The sequence below is a fragment of the Drancourtella sp. An57 genome, from assembly GCF_002161525.1.
Classification (GTDB): domain Bacteria; phylum Bacillota; class Clostridia; order Lachnospirales; family Lachnospiraceae; genus Sellimonas; species Sellimonas catena.
In genome coordinates this window covers 1-17,144 of record NZ_NFHY01000004.1, presented here as the reverse complement: position 1 = coordinate 17,144, position 17,144 = coordinate 1, and the positions used below count along the sequence as shown (strand labels likewise).

The window sequence follows — 17,144 nt, the reverse complement described above, 5'->3', positions numbered from 1 at the left end:
CCAGTGTTTACTTTGTTCTCAAATATTTATCCATCGTACATCCGCCATCTAGAATCTTTGCAGACATGCATTTTTTACAATGAACACATTTTTCAGGGTTTATATAGTAGTATCCCCCGCTGATTGAAATCGCACCTGCTCTACAAATAGATTCGCATTTCAAACATTTTCTGCATGCATTGAATTTTTTAATCTGATATCCGACCAATCGCTGTAAATCTTCATGATCTGCAACATTCATAGTCTTCACTTTTACTGCATATTCAAATTCCCCTTGCCCGAAAGGCTGTAATGAAAGTATCGGTACATTAGTCCTTGAATCAAGCACTAATACCTCGTTCAAAAGTTTATTGCCCAGCTCTGGCGCCACTCTTCCAAAAGGAACAAATAATCCAGTTAATTCTTCGTCGAACGGGCGAACCAAACGATATATTTTCGCATGTTCCTCACTCGTACAATTAGTAAATTTAATCTTTACATCTCCCGCAGAGGATAAACCATTTCCACCCTGTCTAGCTTTCCATTTACCTGTATCTACATATATTTCCGGATCAGGTTTTCCAATTTTTCTTGCAAATGAAATCAGAAAATCACGCCATTTTTTAGATTGCTCTGGCATATAGATACGTGATAAAAACTGGGCTCTCTGATTATTATTTGGACAACACCAGCACCCCACTCTGTCATATCCCAAGCGATATGCATCATTAAAATCGATATCTTCCGACAAAATATATAACCATATATCGATATCCTTCCAAAAGAAAATCGGCGATGCAACCGTCTGTTGCTGAATTTTAACTGACTCCGAATTATCTTCTATTCTGTTATACTTGCTTCGGCTAACTGATTCAGACTTTCTAATTCCATAAAATGTTAGAATCTGTTGATTCCTGTATAGGCTATTAATTACACGGGTAATCGGTCCTGTCTTGAACATAGAACAACACCATCTCATCATTCTTGCTGGTGGGCCAATATCCTCACAGACATCCAAGAACACCTGCTCATAATTTTGCGCAATCTGAAAAATAGCCTGTGGATGATCATCTCTAAATCGATTCGCATATTCAATTGTAGATGGAAATTCAAGTGTTGTATTACCAAAAATATGAACCAAACAAGGATTACTCAATCCTTTAACTGCTAAATCTGCTGTTACTGTTGAATCCTTTCCTCCCGAAAACGAAACAACAATATGCTCAGGATCATACTTCTGTGCCGCCTGGTTAATAAAGGCAAATGCTTCATCCTTTAAATAGCATAATCGATCTCTATTTGCTTCAATAAAGACCTGAATATTTGATTCAAAGAACTCGTACCCATTCTGACTTTTATACTCTTCAAGCTGTTTAGAAAGTAAGTCTGTATCTGCATTTTGAAATAATGAACTCGATAAAGATACACTTTTTCCATCTATATAATAACGACTATTAGATGCCCATACAGAGCATTCAATCCACTCGTTTGGCTTCTTCCCCAATAGTAATTCAATTAATAATCTTTCCTCAGGAAAAACCGGACGAAGGTCTGCTGATAAATACTTGGTCTTTCTACCACATAAAGGACACGCTCCTTTATCCATTTGATTTACAAATTGAATTATAGGTGTCTTACAATGCTTACACCAATAAACTTCTACAGGTGTATCCTCGATTGTTTCACTTCTACAAACTGGACAAACGCTCTCATTAGTTTCAATATTACATTTCTTACACCACACTATCTATCACCTACAATCCTTTACATATTTACCACTTTTAATCCTCTCGTCTTTGGGCTTTTCAGCATTAATTGGAATTGCCCAGTAGGAGCCAATTTTAACAGCCCCCGGTATCCTCTCTGTACTACATAATGTTTGTACTCTTCGAATTGAAAGTCCCCATTTTTCTGCTGTTTGTCTTAATGATAAGTATTCCATATTTTTCCTTTATATATATAAAATGTACAGTTATATGCGCTTAATTATACGCCAAACCACGCTTAAAGTCAATTTCAAGGTGTCACCTATAGATAACACCTTTTTTTCAATTCAAGCACATCTGATCATATTTCTTCTTTTTATTTGGAAATACCTCCCAATTTCCGTGACCACAGGTAATCTAGGAGGCTTTTTACAGGTATATATTTCGGTATAACTAGAGCAAGTTTCGCCTTGTGCTACAAAAATGAATTTTTGAACATCGGCAACTTGTTGGGGATTCCGTTCCCCAATCCCACGGCAATAGCATCATAGATGCGGTCTTTGGAAGCCTTCAGCTTACCAAAAGGAGGAAAAATACATGGGTAGAAAGAAGAAAGAATTTCCACCATCCAAGGAAGTGAACTTCCATTTTCGAATGACAAAGGAGCTGTATGAGGTGCTTCAGGCAGAAGCTACATCTGCAGATATGACATTATCTGATTATGTTCGCAAGCTTCTCACCAGCAGAAAGCCCATCATCAAAAAACGTATCGAAATAGTCTTCAATGATCCGGAAATTCTGCAGATTTTCCGTAACCTGGGAGCCTGCGGTAATAACCTTAATCAGATTGCAGCTTACTTAAATGATAGAGGAACAATGACGAATCAAATGTGGAAAGACATCAAAGAATGTATTTCAGAACTGTATGAGATGCGTGATACTTTAAAAGAAATGGTAGGTGAATATCATGGCTGTAATTAAACATATCGCAATTAAAAATTCCAACTATGATGCAGCTTACGATTACCTGACCACTAAGCACGATGAGTTTACCAGCAAACCTATTCTGGATGAAAACGGAAAGAAAATTCCAAGAGAAAGCTTCATAATCGAGGGCATAAATTGCGATCCGACTTCATTTGGACGTGAGTGTGAAGATCTGAATCTTCGCTATGGAAAGAATAAGAAAAGTTCAGAAATCAAAGCTCATCATTATATCATCAGCTTCGATCCAAGAGACCGTGATGACAACGGATTGACTTCGAAACAAGCCCAGGCTTTGGGCATGAAATTTGCCCAGAAGAACTTCCCTGGGCATCAGACTCTTGTCTGTACACATCCTGACGGACACAACTCTGCCGGCAATATTCATGTACACATTGTCATCAACAGTGTTCGTGCATTTGATGTGACCAGACAGGATTTTATGGAACGACCAGCTGATTCTCTTGCCGGTCATAAGCATCATGTAACGAAAGATTTTCTGGAATATCTGAAGTCAGAGACCATGCTCATGTGCCAAAAGGAAGCCTTCTATCAGGTGGATCTTCTGAATCCTGCAAAGATACGAATCACTGACAGAGAATACTGGGCACAGCGTCGCGGACAGGCAAAGCTGGATGCTGAATCAACGCTCTCTCCCACTCCGGATAAGCCGCCGAAGAAATATGAAACTGAGAAAGGATTTCTTCGAAGAGTCATCACCAATACCATGCTGGATTCCCAGTCTATAGATGATTTTCAGAAGAAACTTTTTGAAAAATATGGCATCGAAATCCATGAAAGCAGAGGCTCCATCAGTTACCTTACACCGGATCGAAAAAAGCCAATTCGAGGGCGTTCTCTGGGTACAGATTTCGAAAAGGATTTCGTTCAGCGATTCATTGTAAGTCAGCAGAATTCTTATCGAAAACCATCCGGCAAACGTCCAGATTTAACTGCACCTGCACAGAAATCCATCGGAAGAATTACAAATATCAGCACCTGTGAAAAGGCACAACGGAGTCCTGCATATGCCACAGTCGTCAATAGAAGCAATCTGCAAAAGATGGCTGCCACAAGCAATTTCCTGCTTTCAAACGGAATATCTCCTGATGAATTAGAGGCCATTCGAACCGCATCAAAAGCTCATGTAAAAGAAACCCATACTGCACTGAAAGAGACGGAGGCCAAGCTTCACAAGGTCGATAAAATGTACAAGGCCAGGCTTACTCTTCTTAAGAACAAGGATGTCTACAAGCAGTTCCTGGATTCCCCAAATCGAAAGAAATTCCGTGAAGAACACAGTGCTGAAATCCTGCTCTACGAAGCTGCCAGAAGAGAGCTACAGGAGCTTACAGGGCAGAAGAAATTCCCATCCCTGAAAGATATCAAAACTGAGCGAACAGCCCTCTATCAGCAGAAGCATGCTCAGTATGAAGCCTATTCCGAAGCCCGTGCTCACGACAAAGAACTGGCCAATATTGAAGCCAATATGAATGTCATTCTTGATCGTGACAAACCGGAAATCACCAAAGACAAATCATCTCTATAAACACTTTGAGGCCCTGGCTTCATGAGTCAGAGCCTCTGTATTTATTCAATTTTCCAGAAAGGCATCAATCGCCTACACACTAAAAGGCAGATTGCAGTTCTTTGCAAAATCATTGAATGCATCTCTAACCTCATTAACCTTCTCTGGAATATTTTCTTTCACGAGTTCAACCGTATCCTTTGCAAGTGTTTCTGTTTTTTCTGCCAGGTACTCTGCTCCTTCAGTTCCTAGTTCGACTGTTGTCGCATAAGCTTCAGAAGCAACAACGGTTCCTACAACTCCTCCAACAATACCACCTGCAACTGCACCAACTGCAGTTCCGACTCCAGGAGCTACTACAGTTCCTATCGCAGTGCCAACCTTCGCCCCTGCAGCACCGCCCGCAAAGCCCCCAGCAACAGAAGCGGCACTGTCTCCAAGTTCATAAGTCAGTTCACCACCATCAATTTCGCCTGTCGCAAAATCAATTACAGCATCAGCAGAATCCACTGCAAACACAACCGCCGTAGCTGGCAAACAACTATTACCAACTCTTTGTAATAACACCTTTGAAGATCCCTTCATTGTTTCTGCTACTGCCGTGCTAACAAATGCAGTTCCATATGCTGCACCACCTGCTATTGCAGTGTCTTTTACAATTTCTACTGCAGCTTCTTCTCCAGAGATTTCACCATTAATGCAAGCCGAAATATTATCTACACTTGAGATTGCACAGGTAATACCAGCTGCTATAGCTCCCGATTTTAATCCTACTTCGTTTGCAGTACCAAATCTTTCCTTGGCTTCTAATACCGCTTTCTGCACAGTAGTTTCTTCAGCGGTATTATATATTTTTTTCAAATTCTCTGGCAGCGCATATTCCTCTCCATCAACTGTGATATGCGGCTCAAAAGATGTTGGTCTACCATTCTTTGTCCCACTGTAGTTTGCTTTCATTTCATAATCTACAGTGTGGCCTTCCTGCTTCAGCTGAGCTGCAAGATTTTCAACCTGACGAACTTTACTTCCAGTTCCTCGATTTACCTCCATCGCCTGTGCAAATGTATTCTCTTTGCTTGCAGGACCTCCAAATTGATCAGGAACACCATGACCAACCTCATCACCCTTTAAGTAAAATCTGTCTCTTAATTTAGAAACAGGATGATATCCTCCATCTTTCAAAGTAATATCCGTTACCTTGGTTGATATTGTTCTTCCATATGCATCAGTTGTCGCTACAAAATTTCCTTTTGTGATTGTCGCATTTGGAGTTAATTCATAATTTACACTCTTCCCTGCTTCAGTTATTGTTCTCAGATATGCAGTACCCTTATCATCATAACTTGTTTTCATCAGCTGATGATTACCAAGACTTTCTCTTCTCATTGTAAGCTTTCCGTCTTGATAGTACTCCATGAACGGATGGCCAGATTGCGTCTTTCCTCTAAACGCCTCTAAACCGTTTCCTTTATCTATTCTTGCGATGCCATAACTTCCATTTTCTGGTGCTACCGCACTTGTAAAATTCTTACGAAAACCAGATAGTTTTTCACTGATGTTGATACCTTCTGTCATAAACGCATTTTGTTCCAACACATCCATGTCTATTCACCATCCTTTCCTGTTTCCATTGTAAGAATACAACATACTTCTTCTATTTCCTGACAACTTAATCCTATTGTTTTCTGACTGATTAATGCCCTGAGTTCATCCGGGTTTCCGGTAATAATAATATCCTCAAACTCTACATCTGAGATACCAAGCAAGGCTTTAATCAGCTCCTGCAGAGATGAAATCTCTTCTGTTTTCCATATCATATTGCCCTGGAAGAACAAATATTGCTCAATGCATGTTGAAATACGATCTTTAATTCTTTTTGAAAGCTCCAGAGCCTTCAAATCGTTTCTTAACGCTTTTCCTCGGTATTGCTGTCTATTAATCCAAGGCTGTAACAACATACAAAGTAATTCTGTTCTTGCTTCTCTTGCAGTTTTTATTACCACAGGATTTTCGTACTGATAAGCAACTTCTTTTACTTTTGCCTTATCTACCAAGGTGAGCACCGGACTGAGCCAGTTATTCTGATAAACAACCGCTACACCACTTGGTAATTTTGCTATTTCATTTACCTGCGCAGTTGAAAGTCCAATAGATCTACCTACTGCCTCACGATCATTGGCTTCCGGTGTTCTGAGAACAATCTTCGTGTTCGTATTCTTAATTGCTGCAATGTCAACAGAAGACGGCGACTGATCAACAATAATGAATCCCTCACCATATGTACGGATTTCAGCAATTGTATTCGTAATCATCTCAACAGATTTTCCGATTAACTCAGACTCTCCGCCTGATGTATTCTTCAATAAGTTATGTGCTTCTTCCAAAACAGTTACATGACGCAAACCATTGTTATTCTTTGTTTTACGATCCACACGATATTCATTGAGAATGTATACCATCAATCCCATGAGGAGCGCCTTAGTCTCTGATGATTTTACTCTGCTAATATCTAAAATACAGTTTTCATCGAACAATTTCTCATAAGGAGTCTGTTCTTCTGTAAAAATGTATTTATTCAATCCTACCGCTAAAGATTTTACTCTAGTAAGCAAGGCTCCTCTGTAATTTGACTTGATTTCTGCCGCATAATCAGAATTTGTAATCAACTTATCTAACTGCTCGGCAAGCACTTCAAAGTCAGGATATGCCACATCTTCATCTTCAAAGGTTGATGATCCCAAATCCCATCCTACGGCTTCGTAAGATTTCAGAATCGCATCTTTGAAAAACGCTGGCATTGCATCATACATAGGCCAACATACACTAAAGATTTCTACTAAACCATCAATGTGCTCCAACACATGAATGGAGCGTGGAAATTTGAACGGATTGATATTAATCAGCTGTGCAATTCCCGGATTGGTAGAAAACACATTTACATCAGGCAAATGACCAAACACATCCTTGTACTCTCCCTTGGCTGGCTCAATTACAAGAAATGGCACTCGGTCCTGTCTTAATTCCATCAGTATTTGATATACAGTATTACTTTTTCCAGATCCTGTAGAACCAGTAATAAACGTATGCATATTGAGGCTCTTATTGTTCAGTTCTACGATTTTATCTGTGATTAATCCCATATCAAATACTCGTCCTAATGTAATTCTATCCTCTGGGCGATTACTTGTTTCTTTTTCAAACAACTGATAAGTATTTACTTCCTTACCAAACTCTGCATGCTCAATTACAGGAAGCCCTGGAACCGTTGAACGTGGCAGTCCCAAATGAAGTCCTAACTCTTTACCGCTTATATTTGTAGATGGAGTAACAATAAGATTACCGCCATAATTAAACACCGGATGAACAAATCTGGATAAGTAAGTTGTCAGGTCTCTATATTCTCCAACGATACCCTGATCCTTACTTCTCCACGAATTGATTGCAGATACTTCTCGTCCATAATTGTCACCATTCATCAGAGAACGATAATTGCTGGCTGCTATTTCAGAAGCAGACATATCGTCAGATAAGAAATATCCTGCAACATTCCACAATCCGTAGCTATCATACTCGTTCATCTTCTTCAAAGTGTCATCCAACATAACCAGCATATCTGTTACAGCCTTATTTTCCTCTGTCGTTGTAACGCCGGTTGTTGTTGATTTACTGATCTGTTTTGCCGGAGCAAGGTACGAAATAAAACTGCTGATCTGGCCTCCTGCCTGACCACCTATCTGGCCACCCAACATAGCAGCTGTTCCTGCCATTTGACCGCCTACCTGTGCACCTAAAGCAACCCCTGCAGCCGTTCCAGCGATAGAAATAACAGCATTTGTAATCATAGCCGCCTTCTGCTTTCCATTCATCTCAGAAAACGATTGACTTCTCGATTCACTTTCACTGGTTGAATCAGAAAACTGCACTTTCTGTAATGGGGATAAAGCAGTGTACAATGACTGATACTGTTTTCTCATTTGCTGCACATCCCAAGCATTCTTATTGTCGGCAATGATTACAGCTGTATAAGGGCGTCCACTCATTGCTAGGCATAATTTTTCCATGCCCTGCGCAAATTCATTCTGTGGCTGGTCCTTATCTCGTCTGCTACTTCCCACTACACTAACAGATGCAACATTATTTAAGGACTTTATTTTTTCCGAAAGATCCGCAATTTTCTTTCGGTCTTCATTTTCAATCTTCACCCCAGGGAAATGACCGATCAAGGTCTGTTTCAAAGTATCCCCCAGTGTTACTGTTGATCTTTTTCTCGGAGAATCATTTGCTTCATTGTTTCTTACTCCGAGATAGTAATTTGCCTGCTTTCCATCTGAATCAATCATAAAAAACACAGATGCATTATAAGTCGCTAGCGTATTAAACACTGTGGTGAACTTGTCCATCACAGACTCATCTTTCTGATAGACCATCTCTGTAATTCGATACATTCTGACATTATTGATTAAATCTTCCTCCAATGGAGTAATTTCTCCCAATGGCATAATCTGCATGTCAGAAAGACGTGTAAGGTATTTCTTTCTTACATATTCATCTATAATTTCTAATCGGTCTTCTAGTGCGATAACAGGTTCTGTTATCATATTTTGTCCCGACTTTATCAAATCTGTTGTCATCAAAAACTAACCCCTTTCAATTCTTGCCAACTGATCTTTAATCACAACTAGCCAATCATTATCTGCTTGCAGCATTCTTTCATCCTCTGACAATTGAGATGCAATTCCGATTTTTTCATTCATCTTAAGCTCATGTAATTCAGACAACTTTGTATGATATTTCCCGGCAAGTTCATCATAGTATCTTTTAAGATTTTCCTGGCTTTCTGAAATGTACTGTTCTACAACAGGAATCATTAATTCAATAGCCTTTTCTCTCCATTTTTCTAAATAGCAGGTCACGACCCTTACAAGCTCTTTTGGTTCATTTGAAGATTTTGCCTTGAAGAAATCTAAGAAGTCTGTCTTCTCTTCATAACGTTCTTCCTGCAACTCCAGCAATACTGACTTAATTCCATTAACCTCTACATTATCTGGAATAGTTACCTCAAGTCCTTCTGGCTTATACTCTGAATCCAGTGGTTGTCTCAGATATATCTCGTTAAATTCTCTTTCAATTTTGTCCTTTTCAAATCCAAAATGTTCGATTGCTTTCCTATAGAATTCACCAAGATATCTGGCTAGTTCTTGCTCATACTCTGTTGAATTACGATCTATCTCAACATCTCCAACAACCTTTGTCTTACGACTTTTCCATTTCCTGATCATTTCTTCCAACTCAGTCTTCAGATCATTGAAACGATTCCCTCCCGAATAATTATCAAGATCTACAAAGCGCATATCTGATGCCTTAATCTTTTCGATTACATCTTCTAATGCAGAAATTTGCTCGTATACTTCCGCATTTTCGATAGCACTCTGCTCGTTTTTTGCTTTCAAACGATCATCCAATGTATTTACTTCGTTCTCGAACACACGAATAACTTCGCCAACGTAAGCTACCATAGGATAATTTTTAATATATGTAGCCACATTTCCATCGTCTATACGGGAAATCAACTGTGGTTCCTCTATCCCAAGATCACTAATAAAGCGGACTACATATTCTTTATCCATTGCCGGCGATATACAGAAAAACAATTGGTTTTGCTCAACTTCTTTTCTTCCAAATAATGCAAGCAGATCATTTCTAAAAAGCTGAATTGTTTCTGCTTCTATTACAAACACAACCGGAACGTAAGTCAGATTTGTACCTGCTATTTCATCTACACTCTTCACATTCTCAAGGGTAAATGTGAGATCTTCCGGCACTTCGTCTTTTCCTCGAATAACGATGCATGAAAATGTTTCTTCAAGCAGTCCCCTGTTTGCATCATAAAAGTTATCAAAATCAAACTGTCTGTTCCTATTTTCTTTTAACCAATCAATCAGATTCCTAATTTCATTACTCTTTATTTCTGCGTCTTCCAACTCATTACGCATAATAAGCCTTACCTGGTCAGAGGTGACTCCAAGAGAAATAAAAGTCTGTTGAAGCTTTTGAAAATCATATTCAGTCCCCGAAAAGAATAGATCAAAATCGTATCCGTTCATTTCATCGTAAAACATTTTAGGAACATCTCTTACCCAGTCAGCCAACAATTTATTTTCGTATTTCTCTATCTGGCTATTAATCTTTGGCTCCTGACCATTAAACTTCACTTCTGTCTCTAACAGATAAGGATTGTGCTGCAATTCCGCATTTACCATATATATTTCAACTCCTTTGAAAGCAAATTCTCAAAATAACAAAAAGACACCATAGAGCCAAGAACTCCATGATGTCATTTATAACTCTGCTTCTGGACGTCACTATTAGCTCAGTACGTCAATATTTTATTTTTATTATAAACCACAATCATAACAATAACAATGAGAGAATCATAGTATTGTCGTCTCTACGCGACACCTTTAAATCAAAAAATCCCAGCCCGAGACACCAGCACCATAAAGCGTACTGGCATCCCGAGCCGGGTTGTCTTAACTTAATTCAGCTTCCTGTTTCTTAGCTGCTTCTTTTGTCTTTGGTGCATTGTTCTCTGCCACCGCAGCCTCTTTCTTTTTCTCCTGGATCTTATCCATCACCGAGTGTTTCTTCTCGTCATCATACTTGCGGCGATCACCATTGTTGATGATACCGTTGATCATTCCATAATCGTCTTCCAGCATTTCCTCCACCTTCTTTAAGGGATTATCTGCAAAGAATTCAGGCACCTGTCTGAACCCAAACGAGTCCACATAGTAGGCCTGATCACGATTATCCTTATGAAGTACAATCACATCACTGACACTGAGGGAATGCCCTCTGAAGTCGTCAGGATGGTACAGATTAAAACGTTCATAGATGCTGTCCAGGTCTTCACCACTCTTCAATGTACCGGAGTAAACCTTGTTGTAATGGCTTCCTCTCACAGGCACACCAAGCCTGGATAAGCGATCAAATGACAGGAACATCAGGTCTCTGCATTCCGGTGTATCCTTCAGCTGATAAAGCTCATAAGTTTTATTCTCTTTATTCCTCATAGGCAAATCCCTCATCTACTTCCAAATCAAGAGCTGCATATTCCTCGTCACTGATCTTCATCAGCTTATTCAGAGTATGGCGGCACACTTCCTCAAGTTCCAAATCATCTATATTGTCTAGCACCATTCTGATATCAGCGATGGTGGCTTCCCTGGTTTCTGCATGTAATACCGCAAGAATATTCTGCTCTTCCACATTAAACATCATCATTCCATCTCCTTTGATTTGCTCTTGCCCTGTCCCTTGAGATTACTCCCGTTTACCTTTGCCTGCTTCTCATGAAGGTCTGCCAGAAGGGATTTCTTTTTGCCGATCTGCTTACTGGCAGTCTCTTCTGCTTTCTCCTTTACTTCAGGCTTCTTTGCCCGCTCTCCTGTCTCAGGATCACGTCTGAGCTGAAGTACTTCCTTTCGAATCTCATCTACAGACTTCTTTGGATCAGCTACAGATAAGACATCCTCACGATTCAGATAGCCGTCGTATTCCACGCCTAACACGCCTCGAAGAATGCTCATCTGCTCTGGTGAAAATTCCGGTTTGGCATAGACTGTTACATCCAGCTTGTCTGCAATTCCAGCCTCAATCCCATGCCACTGTTCTGCTGTAAAAAGCATCCTTGGAATGCTGTCAATCTGAACCTGGTATTTGATATCGGCAATATCTTCAGCAAACAATCTTTTCTCTGTCAGATCCATTGCCTTACCGCCGACCCAGTACTCCTTTGGATCAAAGCCCTGATCTATGATTTCTGCCATAAAATGAATCTGATCATCGGTAAAGGCAGGATTATAAAGCTCTGTCAGGTCTGCAAGCTTATCCCGATCCATAGGCTCAAGCTTCTGATTGTAGAGCTGATAAAAGTCGGCAATTTCCTTTGCTGCCACCTCAATGGTCATGGTGTCGGAGTCACTGATCTGGCCTCCATCAACCTCTCTGATGTTATGGCCATACAGGGTATAATCCCAGCTTCCATCCGAGGCCTCATGGATTTCCAGATAATGATTTCCAATCTGATAGGCAGCTTCTACTTGCTTACTATCCTGCGTATTTTCCTGTTCCTTTTCCTGAAGCAGTAGCTTCATATGACCATCGATATCATTGATCATTTCTGATGCTACCTTACGAATAGTATCCAGGGATGCCTTCAGCTCCGGCGTTTCCTTCCCCTTGGACCAGCCTGCAATATAGGCAAAGCTGTAATCAGAAGTATCGATGCCATAGTGCTGGCAGACAGTATAGGCTACAGATTCGGCCTCTACCTCTTTTCCACCACGGCTGATATTCTCCAGGTTCTGCTCTGACTTCTTCAGATTCGGATCAATAGCATGGAGCTTCTGATGAGCCATCTCATGGATAGCAGTCTTTACGGTCTGGATCTGACTCATGCCTTCCTGGATAGCAATACGCTGTTCAATCTGGTGATAATAGCCCTTGGCACCACTGCTGATCTGCTCAAATTCCATCGGAACCGGACAGGTACACTTCAGTGCTTCAAAGAACATTTCGTACTGCTCTACATCACCGGTCAGCTCATTTACACCAGGTGATGGAAGCTCCCTGCCATCGGTCTGGCTTACATCAAAGACGGAGACCACCTTGAATGCGGGACACAGAACCTCCTGAATCTCCTTCTGATTAGAACCATCCGGGTTCTTTAGAATCTCACCTGTATTTGGATCTGTCTTATCTACTTCCACCTTCTTCTTGTAAGGCGTTGGAGCAAGGATACCGATGCCCTTCTCGCCCTTATTTACCTGACGGCCAAACTGATTCTTCCAGGTGGTATAACCGGCAACCAGTTTCTGCATGGCAATCAGAAGTGTGTTATTTAAACTGTAATCATGAAAGCGGCTCATAGTAGTCAGCCACTGCTTGTACTGGTCGGAATTGAAGAGATTTTCAATCCCTGCCTCCAGTTGATCCGTGATTTCCTTCACACGGTCATACTGTGTTTTCTCAGCCATAAGTTGTTCCCCTTTCCGGAGTCTGCACTCCAAAATAAAAACGGGGACAGGCTCCCGAAAGAACCCATCCCCTGAAAGTTATCTAAGGCATCCGCCGCCTGTTCCAAAACCTCTTTTCACAGGTTCCTTGTCCTCAAAAGCAGCCTCCTGGGACTGCGCCTTTACGACCTCTGCCATTCCTTTTCTGTATGCCATCAATCTGTTTACTGTCATCTCGTTCATACTCGAGTCCTCCTTATAATTCCGCATTCTGTGCTTTGTGTGGTGTCTTCTTGCCGCCATCGCGACCGGCAGCTTCCTTCTTCTTTGCATCAAGCTTTTCCTTCAGAGACTGCTTCTCCTTCGGACGCTCCTTCTCAGCCTTCTTCTCCTGCATACGCTCATCGAAGCGCTCTGCCTTCTCGAAGACCTTATCCTGAGAATCATAGTGGTAAACAGTATCAGATAAGCGATCCTGAGGTGCTACCTCTGTCTCATTGATCTGCTGTACCATAGCCTCAAGCTCGTGGAAATCCATCTGGCCATTGTCAGGAAGTAAGATCACCTCATGCACAGATGAAGGGAGCACGAAGAAGTCTCCCTGGAGCTTCTCTGCAGCCTGATCCATGAACTCCGGATAGAAGATGCAACCGGCACCATTCACGCCGTTGTTACAGGTAGCCACGAACATGCCTGCCTCATCCGGTGCTGGCATCATCTCAGGCTCAATGCCCATGATGTCAGCAAGTACCTCCTGCATGCTGCGAACCTTTGCAGGAAAATGCTCCTGCGCATTGGCCAAAGCATCTGCATGAAGCTGATCTGCAGTGATGCCATACTGCTGAAGCATGCCATTGGTTACAACAGAGGACGCCATGACCTGCTCGTTGCTGTCAAAGACAAAGCGATAAACCATAGACATATCCTCCTGCTCCTTATGAGGAATACCGGCAAGCATCTCCTCATTTCCCTTAGTAGGAACTACCTGAACCATGAGTTTTTCCTTCATGACATCGTAATCCATAAGCTCATTCACTCTCACATCCGGACGGTTGAACATGCCATCCTCCACAGCATCACCAACCATCTGAAGGGCCTCATCATAGGAAGCTCCATCCTGATAACGATCAAAGGCTGCCTTTAAGTTCATAGTGACACCGATGTTGGAACCCTCCGGCTGAACACTGATGCCATAGTAGGACTCGCCCTGAAGCTTCTCCACCTGGCGGGCAGTTACATTTACACTCTGGAGCTCATCTCCCAGCACATCCTTAATGTCCTTTGCTACCTGATCAACAAATTCTCTGTAATCCATCATAAATACACCATATTTAACCTTTCGTTTTACGCTTAGCAGTACTTTTGCTGCTAAAATCAAGTGAATAGTTCACACGCTCTCCGTCATCCTTCATGAGAAGATCGGCATCAAAGCATCGACCTTTTCGCTCGGAATAAAGTCCGGTTACGTGTACGCGGCCATCCTTTAAAAGGGCAACGGCCATTTTCTTTGTGAGCTTTTTTCTCATGCTTGAGAGCCATCTGTTTTCCTTCCATAAGCAGAAGCTGCATTCTCTCTTGTTACAATAAAAGCCCTTCTCTCCCTCTAAAACTGAAGAACCACAGCGGGGACATTTACCTATCTCCTCACGCTGTGGCCTTGTACTGTCACCTCCAGAAAATGGATTATCCTGTTTTCCATCTGTGACTCCATATTTGGTTACCAGTTCCTTCACCATATCTGTGATGCCGGACATGAATTCTTCTTTTGACAAGGCTCCTTTCTCAATCTGCTTTAAAGCATTTTCCCAGTCTGCTGTGAGTTTGGCTGACTTCACCTCCTCCGGTAAGATCTGTACCAGTGCCATGCCATCCTCTGTTGGAATCAGCTACTTGCCCTTTCGCTGCACATAGCTGTTTCGCACCAGCTTCTCGATCATCTCTGCTCTGGTTGCCGGTGTGCCAAGTCCTTTCTTCTCGGTATCCTCATCAAAGCTGTCATTGCCTGCAGTCTCCATTGCAGATAGCAGGGAATCCTCGGTAAATGTTTTCGGCGGACTTGTGAAATGCTGGCTTGCCGAAACATTTTCACAGACAAAGGTCTGCCCCTCTGACAAAAGCGGGATTCCCTTCTCCGCTTTAGAAACCGTAAGATTTTTCATTTTTCGAAAGTGATCTTCGAATTCCTTCCAGCCTGGATTCAGGACATTCTTTCCTTTTGCCAGAAATTCCTCCCCGCCGCAGCTGACTCTGATCTCTGTTTCTGAGATACGCTGCTTCACTCCGGTTGCCATCAAAAGCCGCATAGAAATCAATAGAAGGATGTCTTTTTCTCCCTTAGAAAGCTCCTTGAACTCCTGCTTTTCAAGCTCTACCGTTGGGATAATGGCATGATGATCGGATACCTTGCTGTTATTTGTCACGCGACCAATATCTACCTCAGCGGAAGCCTGACAGGAAATGTTAAATACCTTTCTGATCATCCAAACCATATGCTCTGCCGTATCTGCCATATCCTCTGTCAGGAACTGGCTGTCCGTTCTTGGATAAGTCACCAGCTTTTTCTCGTAAAGGCTCTGGATATACTCCAGGGTTTTCTGGGCTGTGTATCCGTAGTAACGGTTAGCCTCTCTCTGCAGAGTGGTCAGGTCATAAAGCTTTGGTGGACTGATGGTTTTCTCTGTGCTCTTTGCATAGGTGACAGTTGCCGTCTGATTTCGACATTTTTCGATCAGCTCTGCCATCTCGTTCTGATCAAAGAGCCTCTCCTTCACCACCTCCAGGTCATCCAGATGTAAATGCACATTCCAGTATTTCTGCTTCTGAAAGCCATTGATCTGATTCTGCCTGTCAACCAGCATTGCCAGGGTTGGTGTCTGTACACGTCCTACTGTCAGCTTCCTGTCATAAAGCTTGGTAAAGAGCCTTGTTCCATTCATTCCAACCAGCCAGTCGGCCCAGGATCTGGCCTGTGCTGCAGCATAGAGAGAATCAAATTCATGACCATCCCTTAAATGCTCAAAGCCTTCACGAATAGCACTGTCCTCCATGGAAGAAATCCATAATCGCTTAAAGGGCTTTCTGCAGCCTGCCTGCTCATAGACCAGTCGAAAGATCAGCTCACCTTCTCTTCCGGCGTCGGTTGCAGCTATAATTTCTGTAACATCACTTCGGTTCATAAGCTTCTTCAAAATAAAAAACTGCTTCTTCGTACCTTCTGAAACCTGGTATAACCAGTTCTCCGGCAGAATCGGCAAATCCTCCATACGCCATTCTTTCAAGCGTTCATCATATGCTTGTGGCTGAACCAATTCAATCAGATGTCCCACAAACCAGGAAACGATATATCCGGAACCTTCCAGATAACCAACCTCCCGCTTATAGGCACCGATGACATTGGCAATTGACCGTGCCACACTCGGTTTCTCCGCAATTACTAATTGCATGTCTTACCTCCATCTTATGCTTTCTGAATCACTCGTTTAAACTTCAGCGGACTCTCTTCAATGTATTTGTTGATCAGACGACTCTCAGCCTTTGTCTCTGCATAAGCAGTGATGGTGATTGTCTTTTGATCCCAGTCAAGGGTGTAGCTGTCTGAAGCAACATTTGTGATATGATTCTTTGCCAGGAAATCACGGAAGTCCATCATGGCTTCCAAGTCATCTGACATGATCACATTCACATAGGTTCTGTCCTTGCTCATCTTGTCACTAAGCAGACAGGCAAGGGCACAGCCAACACCACCGGCAAGTGATACCACCAGAATGGCTGTCATGCTGTCTGAAGAGACCACTCGCTTGGTGATCCAGAAATTAAAAAAGTGTCTTCGACACTTCAGCCCCCTAGCCCCCATTCATGGGGGAATTGGGGGTTTCTTTTTATGTGTTTTTCCTGCATAATAGACTTATGAATATATTACAAACCATTTTT

13 protein-coding genes and 1 pseudogene are annotated in these 17,144 nt (G+C 41.9%); 2 read left to right on the top strand and 12 right to left on the bottom strand.

Annotated elements, in window-relative coordinates; all coding sequences use genetic code 11:
• Positions 1–7: 7 nt before the first annotated feature.
• Together B5G11_RS04105 and B5G11_RS04100 are read right to left on the bottom strand one after the other, a co-directional pair.
• Positions 8–1,723, bottom strand: a complete 1,716-nt coding sequence (locus B5G11_RS04105; protein ID WP_087252279.1) for a phosphoadenosine phosphosulfate reductase family protein — start codon at positions 1,721–1,723, stop codon at positions 8–10.
• A gap of 6 nt (positions 1,724–1,729) precedes the next feature.
• Complete coding sequence (locus B5G11_RS04100) at positions 1,730–1,921, bottom strand: DNA-binding protein (RefSeq protein ID WP_087252278.1); 192 nt, start codon at positions 1,919–1,921, stop codon at positions 1,730–1,732.
• Positions 1,922–2,282: 361 nt separating this feature from the next.
• Here B5G11_RS04100 and mobC point away from each other — a divergent pair, with 361 nt between their 5' ends.
• Both mobC and B5G11_RS04090 read left to right on the top strand, forming a co-directional pair.
• Positions 2,283–2,666: a plasmid mobilization relaxosome protein MobC gene (gene mobC / locus B5G11_RS04095; RefSeq protein ID WP_087252277.1), complete on the top strand. Its 384-nt coding sequence runs from the start codon at positions 2,283–2,285 to the stop codon at positions 2,664–2,666.
• Positions 2,653–4,218 (top strand): relaxase/mobilization nuclease domain-containing protein, encoded by a 1,566-nt coding sequence (locus tag B5G11_RS04090; RefSeq protein ID WP_087252276.1) that lies wholly within the window; start codon positions 2,653–2,655, stop codon positions 4,216–4,218. Before mobC ends, B5G11_RS04090 begins: the two co-directional genes overlap by 14 nt.
• Before the next feature lie 72 nt (positions 4,219–4,290).
• Here B5G11_RS04090 and B5G11_RS04085 read toward each other — a convergent pair whose 3' ends face one another.
• The 10 genes and pseudogenes from B5G11_RS04085 to B5G11_RS04045 form a co-directional block, all read right to left on the bottom strand.
• Positions 4,291–5,772, bottom strand: a complete 1,482-nt coding sequence (locus B5G11_RS04085; protein ID WP_158099208.1) for a DNA/RNA non-specific endonuclease — start codon at positions 5,770–5,772, stop codon at positions 4,291–4,293.
• A 29-nt stretch (positions 5,773–5,801) separates the two neighbouring features.
• Positions 5,802–8,828 carry a DUF87 domain-containing protein gene (locus B5G11_RS04080; protein WP_087252274.1) on the bottom strand — a complete coding sequence of 1,009 codons (3,027 nt, stop codon included), beginning with the start codon at positions 8,826–8,828 and terminating at the stop codon, positions 5,802–5,804.
• 6 nt (positions 8,829–8,834) lie between these two features.
• Positions 8,835–10,457, bottom strand: a complete 1,623-nt coding sequence (locus B5G11_RS04075; RefSeq protein WP_087252273.1) for a hypothetical protein — start codon at positions 10,455–10,457, stop codon at positions 8,835–8,837.
• Positions 10,458–10,727: 270 nt separating this feature from the next.
• Positions 10,728–11,270 carry a YodL domain-containing protein gene (locus B5G11_RS04070; protein ID WP_158099207.1) on the bottom strand — a complete coding sequence of 181 codons (543 nt, stop codon included), beginning with the start codon at positions 11,268–11,270 and terminating at the stop codon, positions 10,728–10,730.
• Entirely contained in the window at positions 11,260–11,481 is a 222-nt protein-coding gene (locus B5G11_RS04065) for a transposon-transfer assisting family protein (protein ID WP_087252271.1), read from the bottom strand. Before B5G11_RS04065 ends, B5G11_RS04070 begins: the two co-directional genes overlap by 11 nt.
• Complete coding sequence (locus tag B5G11_RS04060) at positions 11,478–13,235, bottom strand: LPD16 domain-containing protein (protein WP_087252270.1); 1,758 nt, start codon at positions 13,233–13,235, stop codon at positions 11,478–11,480. Before B5G11_RS04060 ends, B5G11_RS04065 begins: the two co-directional genes overlap by 4 nt.
• Positions 13,236–13,313: 78 nt before the next feature.
• A complete protein-coding gene (locus tag B5G11_RS16290; RefSeq protein WP_158099206.1) occupies positions 13,314–13,457 on the bottom strand; it encodes a hypothetical protein in 144 nt (47 codons plus the stop codon).
• Between the two features lie 13 nt (positions 13,458–13,470).
• Positions 13,471–14,532, bottom strand: coding sequence for a DUF5688 family protein (locus B5G11_RS04055; RefSeq protein ID WP_144289670.1), 1,062 nt, complete (start codon positions 14,530–14,532; stop codon positions 13,471–13,473).
• Between the two features lie 13 nt (positions 14,533–14,545).
• Positions 14,546–16,657: pseudogene (locus tag B5G11_RS04050) on the bottom strand (DNA topoisomerase 3).
• A 14-nt stretch (positions 16,658–16,671) separates the two neighbouring features.
• Positions 16,672–16,989 carry a hypothetical protein gene (locus tag B5G11_RS04045; protein ID WP_242958922.1) on the bottom strand — a complete coding sequence of 106 codons (318 nt, stop codon included), beginning with the start codon at positions 16,987–16,989 and terminating at the stop codon, positions 16,672–16,674.
• Between the last annotated feature and the right edge of the window lie 155 nt (positions 16,990–17,144).

Coding starts and splice junctions, on each gene's coding strand:
- B5G11_RS04070 (WP_158099207.1), bottom strand. CDS start 11,270: ATGAGGAATAAAGAGAATAAAACTTATGAGCTTTATCAGCTGAAGGAT.
- B5G11_RS04090 (WP_087252276.1), top strand. CDS start 2,653: ATGGCTGTAATTAAACATATCGCAATTAAAAATTCCAACTATGATGCA.
- mobC (WP_087252277.1), top strand. CDS start 2,283: ATGGGTAGAAAGAAGAAAGAATTTCCACCATCCAAGGAAGTGAACTTC.
- B5G11_RS04100 (WP_087252278.1), bottom strand. CDS start 1,921: ATGGAATACTTATCATTAAGACAAACAGCAGAAAAATGGGGACTTTCA.
- B5G11_RS16290 (WP_158099206.1), bottom strand. CDS start 13,457: ATGAACGAGATGACAGTAAACAGATTGATGGCATACAGAAAAGGAATG.
- B5G11_RS04060 (WP_087252270.1), bottom strand. CDS start 13,235: ATGGCTGAGAAAACACAGTATGACCGTGTGAAGGAAATCACGGATCAA.
- B5G11_RS04080 (WP_087252274.1), bottom strand. CDS start 8,828: ATGACAACAGATTTGATAAAGTCGGGACAAAATATGATAACAGAACCT.
- B5G11_RS04085 (WP_158099208.1), bottom strand. CDS start 5,772: ATGACAGAAGGTATCAACATCAGTGAAAAACTATCTGGTTTTCGTAAG.
- B5G11_RS04065 (WP_087252271.1), bottom strand. CDS start 11,481: ATGATGATGTTTAATGTGGAAGAGCAGAATATTCTTGCGGTATTACAT.
- B5G11_RS04045 (WP_242958922.1), bottom strand. CDS start 16,989: ATGACAGCCATTCTGGTGGTATCACTTGCCGGTGGTGTTGGCTGTGCC.
- B5G11_RS04055 (WP_144289670.1), bottom strand. CDS start 14,532: ATGATGGATTACAGAGAATTTGTTGATCAGGTAGCAAAGGACATTAAG.
- B5G11_RS04075 (WP_087252273.1), bottom strand. CDS start 10,457: ATGGTAAATGCGGAATTGCAGCACAATCCTTATCTGTTAGAGACAGAA.